Annotated in this window: 16 protein-coding genes and 1 pseudogene; 6 read left to right on the forward strand and 11 right to left on the reverse strand. The window is 71.0% G+C overall.

Annotation, left to right across the window (positions count from 1 at the left end; translation table 11 throughout):
- Positions 1-87 precede the first annotated feature (87 nt).
- The 11 genes and pseudogenes from AB0F56_RS22460 to AB0F56_RS22510 form a co-directional block, all read right to left on the reverse strand.
- Positions 88-1,044: an electron transfer flavoprotein subunit alpha/FixB family protein gene (locus AB0F56_RS22460; RefSeq protein ID WP_362012473.1), complete on the reverse strand. Its 957-nt coding sequence runs from the start codon at positions 1,042-1,044 to the stop codon at positions 88-90.
- 33 nt (positions 1,045-1,077) lie between these two features.
- Positions 1,078-1,863 (reverse strand): electron transfer flavoprotein subunit beta/FixA family protein, encoded by a 786-nt coding sequence (locus tag AB0F56_RS22465; RefSeq protein WP_362012476.1) that lies wholly within the window; start codon positions 1,861-1,863, stop codon positions 1,078-1,080.
- A gap of 28 nt (positions 1,864-1,891) precedes the next feature.
- A complete protein-coding gene (locus AB0F56_RS22470; RefSeq protein ID WP_362012926.1) occupies positions 1,892-3,043 on the reverse strand; it encodes an acyl-CoA dehydrogenase family protein in 1,152 nt (383 codons plus the stop codon).
- A gap of 93 nt (positions 3,044-3,136) precedes the next feature.
- Positions 3,137-3,529, reverse strand: coding sequence for a helix-turn-helix transcriptional regulator (locus tag AB0F56_RS22475; RefSeq protein WP_362012479.1), 393 nt, complete (start codon positions 3,527-3,529; stop codon positions 3,137-3,139).
- Between the two features lie 20 nt (positions 3,530-3,549).
- Positions 3,550-3,687, reverse strand: a pseudogene (locus AB0F56_RS22480) (molybdopterin-dependent oxidoreductase); the annotation flags it as partial.
- Between the two features lie 15 nt (positions 3,688-3,702).
- Positions 3,703-6,456 carry a molybdopterin-dependent oxidoreductase gene (locus AB0F56_RS22485; protein ID WP_362012481.1) on the reverse strand — a complete coding sequence of 918 codons (2,754 nt, stop codon included), beginning with the start codon at positions 6,454-6,456 and terminating at the stop codon, positions 3,703-3,705.
- Complete coding sequence (locus AB0F56_RS22490; RefSeq protein WP_362012484.1) at positions 6,453-7,325, reverse strand: FAD binding domain-containing protein; 873 nt, start codon at positions 7,323-7,325, stop codon at positions 6,453-6,455. Before AB0F56_RS22490 ends, AB0F56_RS22485 begins: the two co-directional genes overlap by 4 nt.
- Positions 7,326-7,478: 153 nt before the next feature.
- Entirely contained in the window at positions 7,479-8,582 is a 1,104-nt protein-coding gene (locus tag AB0F56_RS22495) for an aliphatic sulfonate ABC transporter substrate-binding protein (RefSeq protein WP_362012486.1), read from the reverse strand.
- Positions 8,583-8,702: 120 nt separating this feature from the next.
- A complete protein-coding gene (locus AB0F56_RS22500; RefSeq protein ID WP_362012928.1) occupies positions 8,703-8,804 on the reverse strand; it encodes a putative leader peptide in 102 nt (33 codons plus the stop codon).
- Positions 8,805-8,962: 158 nt separating this feature from the next.
- Positions 8,963-9,421: an Rrf2 family transcriptional regulator gene (locus tag AB0F56_RS22505; RefSeq protein ID WP_362012489.1), complete on the reverse strand. Its 459-nt coding sequence runs from the start codon at positions 9,419-9,421 to the stop codon at positions 8,963-8,965.
- A gap of 14 nt (positions 9,422-9,435) precedes the next feature.
- Positions 9,436-10,419 carry an amino acid ABC transporter permease gene (locus AB0F56_RS22510; protein WP_362012492.1) on the reverse strand — a complete coding sequence of 328 codons (984 nt, stop codon included), beginning with the start codon at positions 10,417-10,419 and terminating at the stop codon, positions 9,436-9,438.
- Positions 10,420-11,051: 632 nt separating this feature from the next.
- Here AB0F56_RS22510 and AB0F56_RS22515 point away from each other — a divergent pair.
- The 6 genes from AB0F56_RS22515 to AB0F56_RS22540 are packed head-to-tail and all read left to right on the forward strand — an operon-like array spanning position 11,052 to position 16,623.
- On the forward strand, positions 11,052-12,218 hold the full coding sequence (locus AB0F56_RS22515) for an LLM class flavin-dependent oxidoreductase (protein WP_362012495.1): 1,167 nt from the start codon (positions 11,052-11,054) through the stop codon (positions 12,216-12,218).
- Between the two features lie 44 nt (positions 12,219-12,262).
- Positions 12,263-12,781 carry a GNAT family N-acetyltransferase gene (locus AB0F56_RS22520; protein WP_362012498.1) on the forward strand — a complete coding sequence of 173 codons (519 nt, stop codon included), beginning with the start codon at positions 12,263-12,265 and terminating at the stop codon, positions 12,779-12,781.
- A 32-nt stretch (positions 12,782-12,813) separates the two neighbouring features.
- Complete coding sequence (locus AB0F56_RS22525; RefSeq protein WP_362012929.1) at positions 12,814-13,746, forward strand: ABC transporter substrate-binding protein; 933 nt, start codon at positions 12,814-12,816, stop codon at positions 13,744-13,746.
- Between the two features lie 13 nt (positions 13,747-13,759).
- Positions 13,760-14,830: an amino acid ABC transporter permease gene (locus AB0F56_RS22530; protein ID WP_362012501.1), complete on the forward strand. Its 1,071-nt coding sequence runs from the start codon at positions 13,760-13,762 to the stop codon at positions 14,828-14,830.
- Entirely contained in the window at positions 14,827-15,591 is a 765-nt protein-coding gene (locus tag AB0F56_RS22535; protein WP_362012503.1) for an amino acid ABC transporter ATP-binding protein, read from the forward strand. Before AB0F56_RS22530 ends, AB0F56_RS22535 begins: the two co-directional genes overlap by 4 nt.
- Positions 15,592-15,633: 42 nt before the next feature.
- On the forward strand, positions 15,634-16,623 hold the full coding sequence (locus AB0F56_RS22540) for an ABC transporter substrate-binding protein (protein ID WP_362012506.1): 990 nt from the start codon (positions 15,634-15,636) through the stop codon (positions 16,621-16,623).
- Positions 16,624-16,641: the final 18 nt, after the last annotated feature.

Here is a 16,641-nt window from a genome sequence, read left to right on the forward strand (position 1 = left end):
CGGCCCCCCCCACCCCCCGGCCCGGGGCGCGGGGCCCCCCCGGCCCCCGGGCCGCTTCCGTTCGACGGGGGAGTGCCCCTGGTGCCGCTAGCGCGCGCCGATCTCGTCGGTCAGCTGCGGCAGGACCTCGAAGAGGTCGCCGACCACGCCGTAGTCCACCAGATCGAAGATCGGGGCCTCCGCGTCCTTGTTGACGGCCACGATCGTCTTCGAGGTCTGCATGCCCGCCCGGTGCTGGATCGCGCCGGAGATGCCCGCCGCGATGTACAGCTGCGGCGAGACCTGCTTGCCGGTCTGGCCCACCTGGTTGGAGTGCGGGTACCAGCCGGCGTCGACCGCGGCGCGCGAGGCGCCGACCGCCGCACCGAGGGAGTCCGCGAGCTTCTCGACGACCGCGAAGCCCTCGGCCGCGCCGACACCGCGACCGCCGGAGACCACGATCGCGGACTCGGTCAGCTCGGGGCGGCCGGTGGAGACGCGCGGGGTGCGCGAGACGACCGTGGCGGCGTTGCCGGTGAAGGCGACGGTGACGTTCTCGACCGTACCGGCGGCCGGGGCGGCCTCCGGGGCGGCGGAGTTGGGCTTGACGGTGATGACCGGCACGCCGTGCGAGACCCGCGACTTCACCGAGTACGAGGCGGCGAAGACGGACTGGGTCGCGACCGGGCCCTCGTCACCGGCCTCCAGCTCCACGGCGTCGGTGATCAGACCCGAGCCGAGGCGCAGGGCGACGCGCGCGGCGATCTCCTTGCCCTCGCCCGAGGAGGTCACGAGGACGGCGGCGACGCCCTTGTCCTTCGCGAGCTGCGTGAGCGCGTCGACCTTCGGCACGACGAGCTGATCGGTGAACTCCGCGCCGTCCGCGACGTACACGGTCGCGGCGCCGTACTCGCCGGCGGTGGCGGCGATCGACGCGGCGGCCTCGCCGGCGCCGAGCACGACGGCCGTCGGCTCGCCGATCCGGCGGGCCAGCGTGAGCAGTTCGAGCGCCGGCTTGCGGACCGCACCGTCGGCGTGGTCCACGAGAACCAGGATCTCAGCCATGATTCCTTGCTCCTGAACGATAGTGACGGTGGATCAGATGAACTTCTGGGTGGCGAGGAACGCGGCGAGCTGCTTGCCGCCGTCGCCCTCGTCGGTGACGATCGTGCCCGCGGTACGCGCCGGGCGCGCCGCGGCCGACTCGACCAGGGTCCAGGACCCGGCGAGGCCGACCTCGTCGGCGTCGATGCCGAGGTCGTCCAGGTCCAGCTCCTCGACCGGCTTCTTCTTGGCGGCCATGATCCCCTTGAAGGAGGGGTAACGGGCCTCGCCGGACTGGTCGGTGACCGAGACGACGGCGGGCAGCGGGGCCTCGAGGAGCTCGGTGGCGGCGTCGCCGTCCCGGCGGCCCTTGACAAGTCCGCCTTCTACCGAGACCTCGGAGAGCAGGGTGACCTGGGGCAGGCTCAGCCGCTCGGCGAGCAGCGCCGGCAGCACGCCCATCGTGCCGTCCGTCGACGCCATGCCGCAGATGACCAGGTCGAAACCGGTCTTCTCCAGGGCCTTGGCGAGGATGGCGGAGGTGCCGATGACGTCGGTGCCGTGGATGTCGTCGTCGTTGACGTGGACGGCCTTGTCGGCGCCCATCGACAGCGCCTTGCGCAGCGCGTCCTTGGCGTCGTCCGGGCCGACGGTGACGACGGTGACCTCGGCGTCGTCGGACTCCTCCGAGATGCGCAGCGCCTGCTCGACCGCGTACTCGTCGAGCTCCGACAGCAGCCCGTCGACCTCGTCGCGGTCGACCGTCAGGTCGTCGGCGAAACCGCGGTCACCGGTCGCGTCGGGAACGTACTTCACACAGACAGCGATCCTCAGGGTCACGGCCTGGCTCCTTTCAAGTGGCGGGTGCTTACGGGAGGTTGCGGGCCATGACGATGCGCTGGACCTGGTTGGTGCCCTCGTAGATCTGGGTGATCTTGGCGTCGCGCATCATGCGCTCGACCGGGTAGTCACGGGTGTAGCCGTAGCCGCCGAGGAGCTGGACGGCGTCGGTGGTGACCTCCATCGCGACGTCGGAGGCGAAGCACTTCGCGGCCGCGCCGAAGAACGTCAGGTCGCCCTCCACCCGCTCGCTCTTCGCGGCGGCGGCGTAGGTGAGCTGGCGGGCGGCCTCGAGCTTCATCGCCATGTCCGCGAGCATGAACTGCACGCCCTGGAAGTCGGCGATCGGCTTGCCGAACTGCTTGCGCTCCTGGACGTAGCCCTTGGCGTAGTCCAGCGCGCCCTGCGCGATGCCGAGGGCCTGCGCGGCGATGGTGATACGGGTGTGGTCCAGGGTCTTCATCGCGGTGGCGAACCCGGTGCCCTCAGCGCCGATCATCCGCGAGGCGGGGATGCGGACGTTGTCGAGGTAGACCTCGCGGGTCGGGGAGCCCTTGATGCCGAGCTTCTTCTCGGGCGCGCCGAAGGAGACGCCCTCGTCGCCCTTCTCCACCACGAACGCGGAGATGCCCTTGGAGCGCTTCTCGGGGTCGGTGACGGCCATCACCGTGTAGAACTCCGACTCGCCGGCGTTGGTGATCCAGCGCTTCACGCCGTTGAGGACCCAGGTGTCGCCGTCACGGACCGCGCGGGTCTTCATGCCGGCCGCGTCCGAGCCGGCGTCCGGCTCCGACAGGCAGTAGGAGAACATCGCCTCGCCGCGCGCCAGCGGGCCGAGGTAGGTCTTCTTGAGCTCCTCCGAGCCCGACAGGATCACCGGCAGGGAGCCCAGCTTGTTGACCGCGGGGATCAGCGAGGACGAGCCGCACGCGCGGGCGACCTCCTCGATCACGATCACCGTCGCCAGCGCGTCCGCGCCCGCGCCGCCGTACGTCTCCGGCACGTGCACCGCGTGCAGGTCCGCCGCGACGAGGGCCTCCAGCGCCTCGCGCGGGAACCGGGCCTCCTCGTCGACCGCGGCCGCGAACGGCGTGATCTTCGCCTCCGCCAGCGCGCGGACCGTCTCCCGGAGCATCTCGTGCTCCTCCGACAGGCGATACAGGTCGAAGTCCTTGCCCATGATGGTGAGCTCCCCTAAGGCTTGTGGCACTGAGTACCCTCAGCAAAACACACTCAGTGCCATGGGCGCCAGTGGCCAGGGGAGCGGCGGGTCTCAGGTGCGGTCGATGTGCACGCTGGTCGACTTCACGCGGGCGGTGGCCTGCATGCCGACTTCGAGGCCCAGCTCTTCCACGGCCTCGCGGGTGAGGAGGGAGACCAGCCGGTGCGGGCCGGCCTGGATGGTGACCTGGGCCGCGATGTCGCCGAGCTTGATCGCCGTGACGATGCCGGGGAAGGCGTTGCGGGCGGAGGTGTAGGACGCGTCGTCCTCGCCCCCGCCCTGGGCGAGCTCCACGGAGAAGGCGGCCAGGTCGCGGCCGTCGATCAGCCGGCGGCCGCTGTCGTCGCGGAGGGTCGGAACGCGGCCGGCATCGGCCCAGCGTCGCGCGGTGTCGGGGCTCACGCCCAGAAGACGGGCTGCCTGCCCGATGGTGTAGGACTGCATGGGCGACACCGTAGAGCGGTTCAGGTCTCCATGTCGGCCGGCGGTCGGCACGTGCCGACCCAGATCCGCTTCACGGCGCTCACGTACCGCGCGCCGCAGCGGTCGGACGGGACGACGAGCTGGGTGCCCGCCTCGTCGAGGTCGGCGTCGTCCAACCTACGCACCTTCCAGGTTCATGTGCCAAGGCGCCGGTGGTGGATCGCCCGCCACACGCGGTCGCGGGTGACCGGCATCTCGGTGAAGCGGATGCCGGTGGCGTCGCGCAGCGCGTTGGCGAAGGCGGGGGCGACCGGATTGAACGGGCTCTCGCTCATCGACTTGGCGCCGAGCGGGCCGATCGCGTCCGTCGTCTCGGTGAAGTGCACCTCGGTGCGCGGGACGTCGGCGTACTGCGGCAGCCGGTACCGGCGGAACGTGGCCGTGGTCACCTCGCCCCGCTCGTCGACCCGGACGTTCTCGAAGAGGGTCGCGCCCAGCGCCTGGGCGACACCGCCCTCGACTTGGCCCCGGCACTGCATCGGGTTCATCACCTTGCCCGCGTCGGCGGAGTGGACGCTGCGCAGGATGCGGATCTCGCCCGTGTCCGGGTCGACGGCGATCCGGAACCACTGGGCGTTGAACGCGACCGACCGCGGGGACCCGCCCCAGTGGCCGTCCGCCCGGATCTCCTCGACGGCGCCGCTCGCGTGCGCCGCCTCGTACAGCTCCTTGAGGGTCACCGTCCGGCCCGCGCAGTCGAAGGCCTCGGCCCCGAGCACGCACAGGTGCCGGGCCACGCCCGTGTGCCGGGCGGCGAACGTCCGCAACCGTTCGGCGAGCGAGGTCGCGGCCAGCAGGACCGCCTTGCCGGCGACGACGGTGCCGGCCGAGCCGAAGGCGCCCGTGTCGTGCCGTACGACGTCGGTGTCGGACTGCCGGATCGCGATGCGGTCCTCGGTGGTGTTCAGCGCCCCCGCGGTGATCTGCTTGTGGACGGTGGTCGTGCCGTTGCCGAACTCGGCGGTGCCGACGGCGATGTCGTACGTACCGTCCGCGAGCAGGGAGACGCGGGCGTCGGCGTAGTGGCCGCCCGGAGGACCGGTCGCGATCATCGCCATGGCCGTGCCCTGGCCGACGAGCCAGCCCTCGGGCGCGTCGCGGTGGCTGGTGTCCTCGGCGAGGGCCTTGCGGACCACCGCCAGGCACTGGTCGAGTCCGTACGAGGCGATGTGCAGGTCCTCCTCCTCGCCGATCGGGCTGTGCATGGCCTCCCCGGGGCCGATGATGTTCTTCTCCCTGAAGGCCAGCGGGTCCATGCCGAGCAGCCGGGCCAGCTCGTCCATCGCCGACTCCACGGCGAACGTGACCTGGCCGAGGCCGTACCCGCGGAAGGCGCCCGCCGGGACCACGTTCGTGTACACGGAGAACGCGTCGACCTTCTTGTGCGGGGCGCGGTAGACGGCGAACGACTCGCCCACGCTGTGGAACATGACGGCAGGACCGTGGTTGCCGTACGCGCCCGTGTTGGACACGACCCGCATCTGCACGGCGGTCAGCGTGCCGTCGGCGCGCGCCCCGACCTTGATACGGATGGTGAAGGGGTGGCGCGTGCTCGCGCCGTAGAACTGCTCGGCCCGGGTGTACTCCAGCTTCACCGGCCGGCGCAGCTTCAGCGCGGCCAGCGTGACGATGTCCTCCGTCAGCATCTCCTGCTTGCCGCCGAAGCCGCCGCCCACCCGGCCCGCGACGACCCGGACCTCGTCCTCGGGCAGGCCGTACAGGGCGCAGAGGGCGCGCCGCGTCAGGAACGGGGTCTGGGTGGAGGAACGGACGGTGAGCCGCTCACCCGTGCCGTCCTCCTTCGGCTCGAAGTACGCGACACAGCCGTGGGTCTCGAGGCTGGCGTGCTGGACGCGCTGGGTGCGGAAGGCCTCCTCGTACACGACGTCCGCCTCCGCGAACCCCGTCACGACGTCGCCGATCTCGCCGTGCACCTCGCCCGCCACGTTCTCGGCGGCCCGCGCGATCCGCGCCTCGGGCCCCTTGTCACCGTGGAGCGCGGGCGCGCCGGGCGCCATCGCGGCCTCGGGGTCGGTGACGTACGGGAGTTGCTCGTACACCACCTCGATCCGCCGGCACCCCTCCTCGGCTGCCTGCTCACTGTCGGCGACGACGGCCGCGACCCGCTGCCCGACGAACCGCACGGTGTCGTCGAGGACCCGGGTGTCGTCGGGGTCCTCGGTGGGGTGCTCGTGCCGGGCGCTGGAGTACAGGGTGGCCGGGGCGTCCTCGTGGGTGAGGACGGCGTGGACACCCGGGACGCGCAGCGCCGCGGCGGTGTCGATCGAGACGATCCGGGCGTGCGGGTGCGGGGAGCGCAGCAGCTTCATGTGCAGCAGCCCGGGGACCTCGACGTCGAAGGTGTAGCGGGCGGTGCCGGTGACGACGAGCGGCCCGGCGGGTGCGCCGAGGTTCTTCCCCACCGCCTTCCCCGCGCACGGGCGTTCGGTGTGCCGCACACCGCGCACGGCGTCCTCGATGGCCCGATAGCCCGTGCAGCGGCAGATGTTGCCCTTGAAAGCGCGGGGCAGGTCGGTCAGCTGCTCCTCGTCCAGGGCGGCGGTCGTCATCAGGAACCCGGCGGTGCAGAACCCGCACTGGAAGCCCTGCGCGTCGAGGAACTTCCGCTGCACCGGGTGGAGTTCACCCTCGGGGGAGGCGAGGCCCTCGACGGTGGTGACGGAGCGGCCCTCGGCCCGCACGGCGGGGTAGAGGCAGCTGTGCACGGGCTCCCCGTCGACGTGGACCGTGCACGCGCCGCAGTCGCCCGCGTCGCACCCCTTCTTCACCCCGAACCAGCCGCGCTCGCGGAGGTAGGTGCGCAGGCACTGGCCGGCGCGGGGCGCCTCGTCGAAGGTGCGCCGGTTGATCTCGATCTCGTACGTCATCGGTCCCCCTCCGGGAGCGGCGGTGCGGTGGTCGGGGCGCCGGTCGTCGCGATGGCCGGGGCCGCCAGTTCGCGGCGGACCTCCTCGGCGAGGCGGAAACCCATGTGCCGCCGCCACTCGGGCAGGCCGTGGATGTCGTCGAACCAGTCGTCCGCGCCGACGGCGGCCTCGACCGCCCGGCGCAGCTCCTCCCGGTCAGGCGGCAGCGGGAACCAGAGGCGGAACGGCCGTACGGTCGCCGCGCTGATCGTCACCGCCAGCGAGCCGTCCACCGGGTCGAGCGCCCCGATGGCCAGGGCGCCCGAGCGGCCGAGCCCGTAGAGCGAGGCCTGTCGGTACGCCGTACGGGAGGCGAGCGCCCGGGCCGGCAGGGTGACCGAGCGCAGCAGCTCGCCCTCGGCGAGGTCCTTGCGGCCCGCGCCGGTGACGAAGTCCGCGACCTTCACCCGGCGCACCGTCCCGGCCTGCGACTGGAGCAGGCACTCCCCGTCGAGGGCGGCGGTCAGCGAGATCATCGGCCCGGCCGGCAGCGCGTTGCACAGGTTCCCGCCGACGGTCGCCATGTTCCAGATCTTGAACGAGGCGAGGAACGCCCGGCAGCACTGCTCGATCAGCGGAGCCGCCCGGGCGCCGAACGACCGGCCGAACCGGGAGAGTTGGGCGATCGTGCAGGTGGCCGCGATCTCCAGCGAGCCGTCCGTCCTGAGCGTGAGCGGCTCCCAGCCCATGCGGCTCAGATCGACGAGGCGGCGCAGGTGCGGCTGCGGCTCGGAGAACAGATACGTACCCCCGCCCAGCCATGCGTCGCCCGCCCGCCAGGGCTCACGGCGCCGGGCGTCGCGCACGTCGTTCACGGTGTTCAGGTCCATGTCTCCCCAGCCGCTCGGCCACTCCTTCCAGGCCAGTGAAGCCCGCGAGGAAGGCCGAAAACGACTGGTGCGCCACACGGAAAGGTTTCCGTGTGGCGCACAGGGTCCTGGATGATCGACCTACGGCGATCTCCGTCGAGCTACCTCGACGACCTACTTGGTGCCGAGCCCGGCATCACCGATCTCGGGCTTGCCCGCGGCCTTGAGGATCTTGTTCAGGGGGCGCAGGTCGTAGATGCCGTCGAGGTTGGGCTGCTTGAGGAGTCCGGCCTTGACGGCGTGGTCGGCCTGGGCCTGGAGCGTCGTGGCCAGCGGGTCATCGGTGAACTGGATGGACGGCCAGGCGGAGTCGATGACCTGGGCGCCGAGCGGCTTGCCCGTGTGCTCCTTGAGCTTGGCGTTGGCCGAGGCCTTGGCCTTGTCCGGGTTGGCGTTGATCCACTCGTTGGTCTTGGTGGATCCCCGCAGGACGGCCTCGACGACGTCGGGGTGCTCGGTGAGGAACTTCTGGGACACGATGATGTTCGTGATCACGAACTTCTTGTCGGGCCACAGGGTCGACTCGTCGAGGAGGACCTTGGCGCCCTCGCTGACCAGCTTGGAGGCGGTCGGCTCGGGGACCCAGGCGCCGTCGATGGAGCCGGACTTGTAGGCGTCCGGGGTCACCTTGTTGTCCGTGCGCAGGACGGAGACGTCGCCCTTGCCGCTCTGGGCGTCGACCTTCCAGCCCTTCTCGGAGATCCAGTTGAGGAAGGCGACGTCCTGGGTGTTGCCGAGCTGCGGGGTCGCGATCCGCTTGCCCTTGATGTCGTCCAGGGTCTTGATCTTGGCCGGGTTGACGACCAGCTTCACGCCACCGGAGGCGGAGCCGGCGATGATGCGGAGGTTCTTGCCCTTGGACTTGGTGTAGCCGTTGATGGCGGGGGAGGGGCCGATGAAGCCGATGTCGATGGAGTCGGCGTTCAGGGCCTCGATCTCGGAGGGGCCCGCGTTGAAGGTGGAGACCTTCAGCTGGGTGCCGCCGAGCTCCTTCTGGAGGATGCCTTCCTGGTCGCCCACCAGGGCGGTGGCGTGGGTCAGGTTCGGGAAGTAGCCGAGCCGGACCGTGTCCGCGGAGAGCTTCGCGCCCTCGGCGGCCACCTTCTTCTCGTCGGTCGTCGTGGTCTCGGAGCCGTAGCCGCACGAAGCGAGCAGAAGGGGGAGCGCCGCGATGACGGCGACGTTGCGCAGGGTGGTGAGCGGTCTGGCGGCAGACACGGAGGTGTCCTCTCGGAAGCTGGGTGATCAGGAAGGTGCGTACAGGCGTGTACGGGCACGGCTGCACGTGGTGAGTGATCTCAAGGGGTGGGCGGAGCGGCCCGTGGTGTGGACGGTGCCTCAGGCGGTGCGACAGATGGCGCTGGAGTGACGGCCGAGGTCGATGTGACGGCGCGAGGTCAGGAGGAGCGACACGCGGACAGCACGGTCGGACATTCGCATGCGCACGTCGGCCACCCCCGCAGATCCCTAGTTCTCCTACCTGGTTGATAGGGATCGTGGCAGAAGGCGGCGAACACCCCAAGAGGGTGTTCATATGGTGGACGGCATGGTCTCGTCTGGTGAGATCGAAGGGACTTCGGGGGCGCCTCAGGAGCGGTTCAGGGGTTCGTCCAGGCGTCCGGCGCGCTGGCCAATTCGGTTACGCCGGTGGGGAGTTCGGCCGCCGCGACATCGGCGAGCGACACACCTTCGAGGATCTCGCGCACATTGGACCGCAGCGCGACCCACAGGGGCAGCAGCGACACGGCGGCGCCGGTGTACGACAGGTCCGGTGGGCGGACACCCCGTACCGAGACGAGCGGCCCCTCCACGACGCGTATGACGTCCGCGATGCTGATGGACTCCGCGGGCCTCGCCAGCCGGTACCCCCCGTTGCCACCGCGCCGGCTGACCACGAGGCCGCCCCGGCGCATGTCGTTCAGGATGCCCTCGAGGAACTTGTGGGGGATGTCCTGGGCGTCGGCGATGGCCTCCGTCTTGAGGGGCTCGTCGTCATGGGACGCGGCGAGCTGCAGTGCGGCACGTACCGCGTAGTCCGCCCTGGCTGAGATCCGCATGCGGTCCAGTATCGTCAGCCGCTCCTCAGCGCGGTGAGCCGGGTCCTGAGCCGTTGCAGCGGTGTCGGCGGCAGGGCGCGGGCGGCGCCGCGCGCGTAGTGGCGCTCGACGTAGAACTGGGCCGTGCTGAGCACGGTCGTGACCGCGACGTACCAGACGGTGGCGACCATCAGCAGGGGGATGACCTGGTACGTCTGGTTGTAGACCAGCTGCACCGAGTACAGCAGGTCGTGCACCGCGAGCACGCTGACGATGCTCGTGCCCTTCAACGTGCCGATCAGCATGTTCCCCGCGGTCGGCACGATCGAGCGCATCGCCTGCGGGACGACGATCCGGAGCAGGGTGCGCCGTCTGCCGATGCCGAGGGCCTGCGCGGCCTCCGTCTGGCCGGCGTCCACCGACAGGATGCCGCCGCGCACCACCTCGGCGGCGTACGCGGCCTCGTGCAGGGTCAGCCCGATGACGGCGGTGAGCGTGGGGCCGAGCAGGTTCACCGTCTTGACGGTGAGGAACTCCGGGCCGAAGGGGATGCCCAGGCCGAGCATCGGATACAGGGCACCGATGTTGAACCAGAAGAGCAGCTGGACCAGGAGCGGGGTGGACCGGAAGATCCACACGAAGCCCCAACTCAGGCTGGACAGGACCAGGTTCGAGGAGAGGCGCATCACGGCCAGCGGGGTGCCGAGGACGAAGCCGAGCACCATCACGACGGCGGTCAGCCAGAGCGTGAGCAGCAGCCCGTCGAGCACGGCGGCCGTGGTGAAGTACTGGCCGACCACGTCCCACTGGAACGCGCGGTTACGGATGACGGAGTTGACCACCATCGCGAAGACCAGCAGCGCGGCGACGGCCGTCAGCCATCGCCCGACGCGCCGGCGCGGGACGATGCGCGGCAGATCGAGGTGGGGGTCGGGGACGCCGCGGTCGGTGCCGGGGCTGCCGGGGCCGGCGGGGCCGTCGGCCTTGAGGGCGGTCGTGGGCGCGGAGGGCGGGACCATCAGAGGGTCTCCTGGAGAGGGAGGCGCGGGTGGGGTGGGCCTCGGGCACGACGTCATCACACGCGCCGCGTCCCTCAACGCGGCGGGGGCGGCGACCGCGCGAGGCGGAGCCGCTCCTGGCTCGATCGTAGGCGGCCGCTTCGCGTTTGTGTCAACCACGCAAACCTTTCGCCCAACTGGGGCCGCGAACCCGGGCCATGGTTGACGAGAGTCGAGATGTGCTGCTGAATGGGTCGCATGGATGCCGATCAGCGCCTGGTCACCCGAGACCACATCGACTTCGGTCGTGTGTGGTCCGCCGCGTGTTGCGCCTGACGCGGCCGCGGGCCGTCCGACCGGCCCATTCCCTCCCTCGGTAACCCCGTCGCGGGCCGTTCTCCCACGTTGTCGCACCACCGCCGTACGACGCCGTACGGCAGGTCCCGCGTGTGTGACGTGACGCGCCGCCGCCGCACCCACCACCACCGCACCACCTCGGCCGAGGCTCAGCCCCGGGCGTCATCACCCCTGCTCACCCTCCCGCTTCCCACCCTGAAGCGCCGTCGCACCCGGCCGCATCCAGGGCCGCTCCGGCGTGCCCGGGCGCCCCCGGGGAGCGCGGCCACTGAGGACCTCAGGAAAGGCCATCTCCCATGCCAGTGGAGTTCCTTGGCATCGCCGCCACCCATGACGGCTCCGAGACCACCGCACGCTCCGGCGGCGCGTTCGACAAGGAGTACACGCTCCGGCTCGCCCGGGCGCACGAGGACCACGGCTGGGACCGGGTCCTGTTCGCGTACGGCTCCGGTTCGCCGGATCCCGCGCCGGCCGCCGCGTACGTCGCGAGCAGACTGGACAAGCTGCAGATCCTGCTCGCGCACCGGCCCAACGTCTCGTACCCGACGTTCGCCGCGAAGACCTTCGCGACCCTCGACCAGATCAGCGGGGGCCGGCTGACCGTCCACTTCATCACGGGCGGCAGCGACCACGAGCAGGGGCGGGAGGGCGACCCACTCACCAAGGACGAGCGGTACGCCCGCACCCGTGAGTACATCCGGATCGTCAAGAAGATCTGGACCACGCACGAGCCCTTCGACCACGAGGGCGAGCACTACCGCTTCCACGACTTCGTCAGTGACGTCTTCCCGGTCCAACAGCCCCGGCCCGGCGTCTCGTTCGGGGGCTCCTCGCCCGCCGCGTACGAAGCCGGCGGCGCCGAGGCCGACATCTACTGCCTGTGGGGCGAGCCGCTCGCGGAGACCGCCGCGCAGATCGAGGCGGTCAAGGCCGCCGCGAAGGCCGCGGGGCGTACGGACGTACCGCGCATCCAGGTGGCGTTCCGCCCGATCATCGCTCCGACCGAGGAGCTGGCCTGGGAGAAGGCACACCGCACGGTCGGCGCGATCCGCGCCCGGCGCGAGCAGGGCCTCGTCCGGCACCACCGGGGAGACGCGCCGCAGAACACCGGCTCGCAGCGGCTGATCGCGATCGCCGAGGCGGGGGAGCGGTACGACCGCGCGCTGTGGACCCCGACGGCCGCCGCGACCGGCGGCGCGGGCAACTCCAACGCCCTCGTCGGCACGCCCGAGACGGTCGCGCAGGCGCTGCTCGACTACTACGACCTCGGCGTCGACATCCTCTCCGCCCGGGGCTACGACCTGCTCGGCGACGCGGTCGACTTCGGCCGGTTCGTGATCCCGATCGTCCGCGAGGAGGTCGCCAAGCGCGACGCCGCGCGCGAGGCCTCACGCGACGCCGAGCGGGCGGCGAAGGGCGAGAGCCTGCCGTCGGAGCGGACCCTCGCGGCGGTGCGGGCATGACGTACGCCGCCGAGACGGCTCAACCGGCGTCGCCGCTCGATGCCTTGACGTCGATTCAGGTTCCGGTCTCCGACCCGCGGGTGGAGCCGCTGATCCGCGAGCTCGGCGAGGAGTACAGCACCCGCTACGGCAAGGACGCCCACACCGAACTCTCCCGCTATCCGGACGAGGAGTTCACGGAGCCCCACGGCGGCGCCCTGATCCTGCTCCTGGAGGACGGCGAGCCGGTCGCGGGCGGCGCGTTCCGCCGGTACGACCCGGACACGGCGGAGCTGAAGCGGATCTGGACGCACTCCGCCCACCGGAGGCGCGGCCTCGCCCGCCGGGTCGTCGCCGAACTGGAGCGCGAGGCGCGCGAGCGCGGCTACCGGCGGATCTACCTGACCACCGGCCCGCGTCAGCCGGAGGCGCGCGGCCTCTACCTGGTCACCGGCTACACACCGCTCTTCGACACCGAGGCCGCCCCGGAGACCCTCGGCCTCCTGCCCTTCGAGAAGCACCTCACTGAGCACCTCACCCCGAACCTCACCGACAACCCGCCCGGAAAGGCCGCCGACCAGTGAACCTCCCCGCGATACGCGCGCTCGGCACCCGGATGCGCGTCGCCGTCCCGCTCGCGCTGCTGCCGGTCCTCGCGCTGACCGCCTGCGGTTCCGGCGCCACGTCCGCCACCCCGGCGGGTGCCCAGGCGTCCGCGCCGCCGGCCGACGACCCGGTCGCCACCGTCCGTACGGTGGACAAGGTCGCAGCCCTGCTCCCCGCCGACGTGCGGGCGGCGGGCACGCTGCGGGTCGGCAGCTCCGTCGGCTTCCCGCCCGGGGCGTACTACCCCAACGGCCCCGACAAGCCGCCCGCCGGCCAGGACATCGACCTCGCCGACGCGGCCGCCAAGGTCCTCGGCCTGAAGCTGGAGCGCCAGGACGCCTCCTTCGAGACGATCCTGCCCGCCCTCGGCAGCGGCAAGTACGACCTGGGGACCGGCAATTTCGGCGTCACGACCGAGCGCCTGAAGACCATCGACTTCGTCACGTACATCAACGACGGCCAGGGCTTCGCCGTGAAGAAGGGCAACACGGCGCTCGGCACCGGGGTCACCGACCTCACCCAGCTCTGCGGGCTGACCATCGGCACCGGCGCGGGCACCACCTTCGAGGCCACCCTCACCGCACGCAAGGGCGTCTGCGCGGAGGCCGGCAAGAAGCCGTACGACGTGAAGGTCTATGCGGAGAACGGGGCCACGCTCACCGCGCTCCAGCAGGGCCGGATCGACGTCGTCATGTCGACCATCAACGGGCTGCGCCACCAGGCCGCCCAGCCCGCCTCGCAGACCACCTTCCTGGGCGAGTTCCACCGCCTCGACGTCGGCTTCGCCTTCAAGAAGGGCTCCCCGCTCACCCCCGCCTTCCAGGCCGCCGTCAACGAGCTGATCAAGGACGGGACGTACGACCGGATCCTGAAGAAGTGGGGGACCACCGAGTCCGCGATCGAGACCTCGCGGATCAACCCGCCCGAACACAAGAAGAGTTGAGCAGGTCACCACGATGGGACTCACCACCGACCCCGCCCCCGCCGCGAGCGCTCCGCCCGCCGGCCCGGGCCCCCACGCCCCGCCCGGAAGATCCGGCCGGCCCGACCCGGCCGCCCTCAAGGTCGTCCCCGTCCGCCACTACGCCCGCTGGGCGGCCGCCGTCGCCGTCGCCGTCCTGGTCGCCCAGTTCATCCACGGCCTCGCCACCAACCCGGTCTGGGAGTGGAGCGTCTTCGGCGAGTACATCCTGTCCGAGACGATCGTCCAGGCCGTCTGGGTCACCCTCCAGCTCACCGCGTACGCCACCGTCCTCGGTTTTCTCCTCGGCACCGTCCTCGCCTTCATGCGGCTGTCGCACAGTCCGGTGCTGCAGACCGTGGCCTGGACGTACATCTGGATCTTCCGGTCCATCCCGATGATCGTCCAGCTGGTGTTCTGGTTCAATCTCAGCGCCCTGTACGAGCGGTTGGGCGTCGGCATCCCCTTCGGGCCGGTCTTCTGGTCCGTCGACAGCAACAGCCTGATCGGCACCATCGGCGCCGCCATCATCGGCCTGACGCTGCATCAGGCCGCGTACGCCGCCGAGATCGTCCGGGGCGGAGTCCTCGCCGTCGACCACGGGCAGCTGGAGGCCGCCGCCGCGCTGGGGATCCCCCGGCTGCGGCAGATCCGCCGGATCGTGCTGCCGCAGGCCATGCGCGCCATCCTGCCGACCGCCGGCAACGAGGTCGTCGGGCTGCTCAAGGGCACCTCGGTCGTCTACGTGATGGCGATCGGCGAGCTCTTCTACCAGGTGCAGGTCATCTATGGCCGCAACGGGCGGGTGATCCCGCTGCTGCTCGTCGCCACCGCCTGGTACGTGGTCCTGACCACGGTCCTGACGGTCGGCCAGTACTACGTGGAGCGCCACTTCGCCCGGGGCGGCAGCCGCACCCCGCCGCCCACCCCGCTCCAGCGGGCCCGGCGCTTCCTCCGCGACCTGCGGACGGCGGCGGCCCGGCGCGACCTGCCCGTCACACCCCTGAAGCCCCTCAAGCCCCTGAAGTCCACGAACCCCTCGGAGCCGTTGGGAGGCAACCGATGAGCGAGGTGATGGTCGACGTCCACGGCGTCCACAAGAGTTTCGGCCCGCTGGAGGTGCTGCGCGGAGTCGACCTCCAGGTGCGGACCGGCGAGGTCACGGTGATCCTCGGCCCGTCCGGCTCGGGCAAGTCCACCCTTCTGCGGACGGTCAACCACCTGGAGAAGGTCAACCGCGGCTGGATCGCCATCGACGGCGAGCTCATCGGCTACCGCCGCTCCGGCGACAAGCTGTACGAGCTGCGGGAGAAGGACGTCCTGCGGCAGCGCACCCACATCGGGTTCGTCTTCCAGAACTTCAACCTCTTCCCGCACCTGACCGTCCTCGGGAACCTCGTCGAGGCCCCCGTCTCCGCCCTGCGCCGCCCCCGCAAGGAGGCGGAGGAGACCGCCCGGCGCCTCCTCGACCGGGTCGGTCTCGCCGACAAGGCCGACGCCTACCCGCGCCAGCTCTCCGGCGGCCAGCAGCAGCGGGTGGCGATCGCCCGCGCCCTGGCCCTCGAACCGAAGGTGCTCCTCTTCGACGAGCCGACCTCCGCGCTCGACCCCGAACTCGTCGGTGAAGTCCTCGACGTCATCAAGGACTTGGCGAGCAGCGGCACCACGATGATCGTCGTCACCCACGAGATCGGCTTCGCCCGCGAGGTCGCCGACACCGTGGTCTTCATGGACGGCGGTCTCGTCGTGGAGCAGGGCCCGCCCTCGGCCGTTCTCGACAGCCCACGCCACGAGCGCACCCGCGCCTTCCTCTCCAAGGTCCTCTGACCCCCTTCCTTCCCTGATCCCTCTTTCTCTAGGAGCACGACGATGTCCACCGCCTCGCTCACCCGCCGTACGTCCCTGACCGCCGCGCTCGGCCTTGTCCTCACCCTCGCCCTCACCGCCTGCGGCAACCCGTCCGACGGCGGCACGACGGAGGTCGCCGGGGCCTCGGGCACCACGACGAAGATCAACCTGGGCCCGGACCAGAAGCGCGTCACCACCGCCAAGGTCGACTCCATAGCCGCCAAGGTCCCGGAGAAGATCCGCCAGAGAGGCACCCTGGAGATCGTCGACTCCTCGGGCTCCGCGGCGCCGCTGACCTTCTACGCGACCGACAACAAGACCGTCATCGGCGTCGAGACCGACATCGCCTCGCTGGTCGCCGACGTGCTCGGCCTGAAGCTCAAGATCAACACCGTCTCCTGGGAGAACATCTTCGTCGGCCTCGACAGCGCCAAGTACGACGTCGGCTTCAGCAACATCACCGTCACCGAGGAGCGCAAGGACAAGTACGACTTCGCGACCTACCGCAAGGACGACCTCGCCTTCGAGTCGAAGAAGGGCAGCGGTCTGAAGGTCGCGGGACCCGCGGACGTGGCGGGCAGGAAGGTCGCCGTGAGCAGCGGCACCAACCAGGAGAAACTGCTGGTGGAGTGGAGCAAGGAGAACGAGAAGGCCGGCCGCAAGCCCGTTGACATCGCCTACTACCAGAACGCCTCCGACACCTACCTCGCCCTCCAGTCCGGCCGTATCGACCTCTTCCTCGGCCCGAACCCGACCGCCGCCTACCACGCGGCCAGCACCGGGAAGACGGAGGTCGTGGGCACCTACTCCGGCGCCGGCGCCTCCCTCCAGGGCCTCATCGCGGCCACCACGAAGAAGGACAGCGGCCTCGTCGAGCCGCTGGCCGACGCGCTCAACCAGGTCATCGAGAACGGCACGTACGCCGAGGTGCTGAAGCGCTGGGGGCTCACCGCCGAGGCCGTGACGCGCTCCGAGATCAACCCGCCCGGCCTGCCCCGGACCAACAAGTAGCCGTCCCCACCCCACTTC

This window comes from Streptomyces sp. NPDC026092 (assembly GCF_040638605.1).
GTDB lineage: Bacteria > Actinomycetota > Actinomycetes > Streptomycetales > Streptomycetaceae > Streptomyces.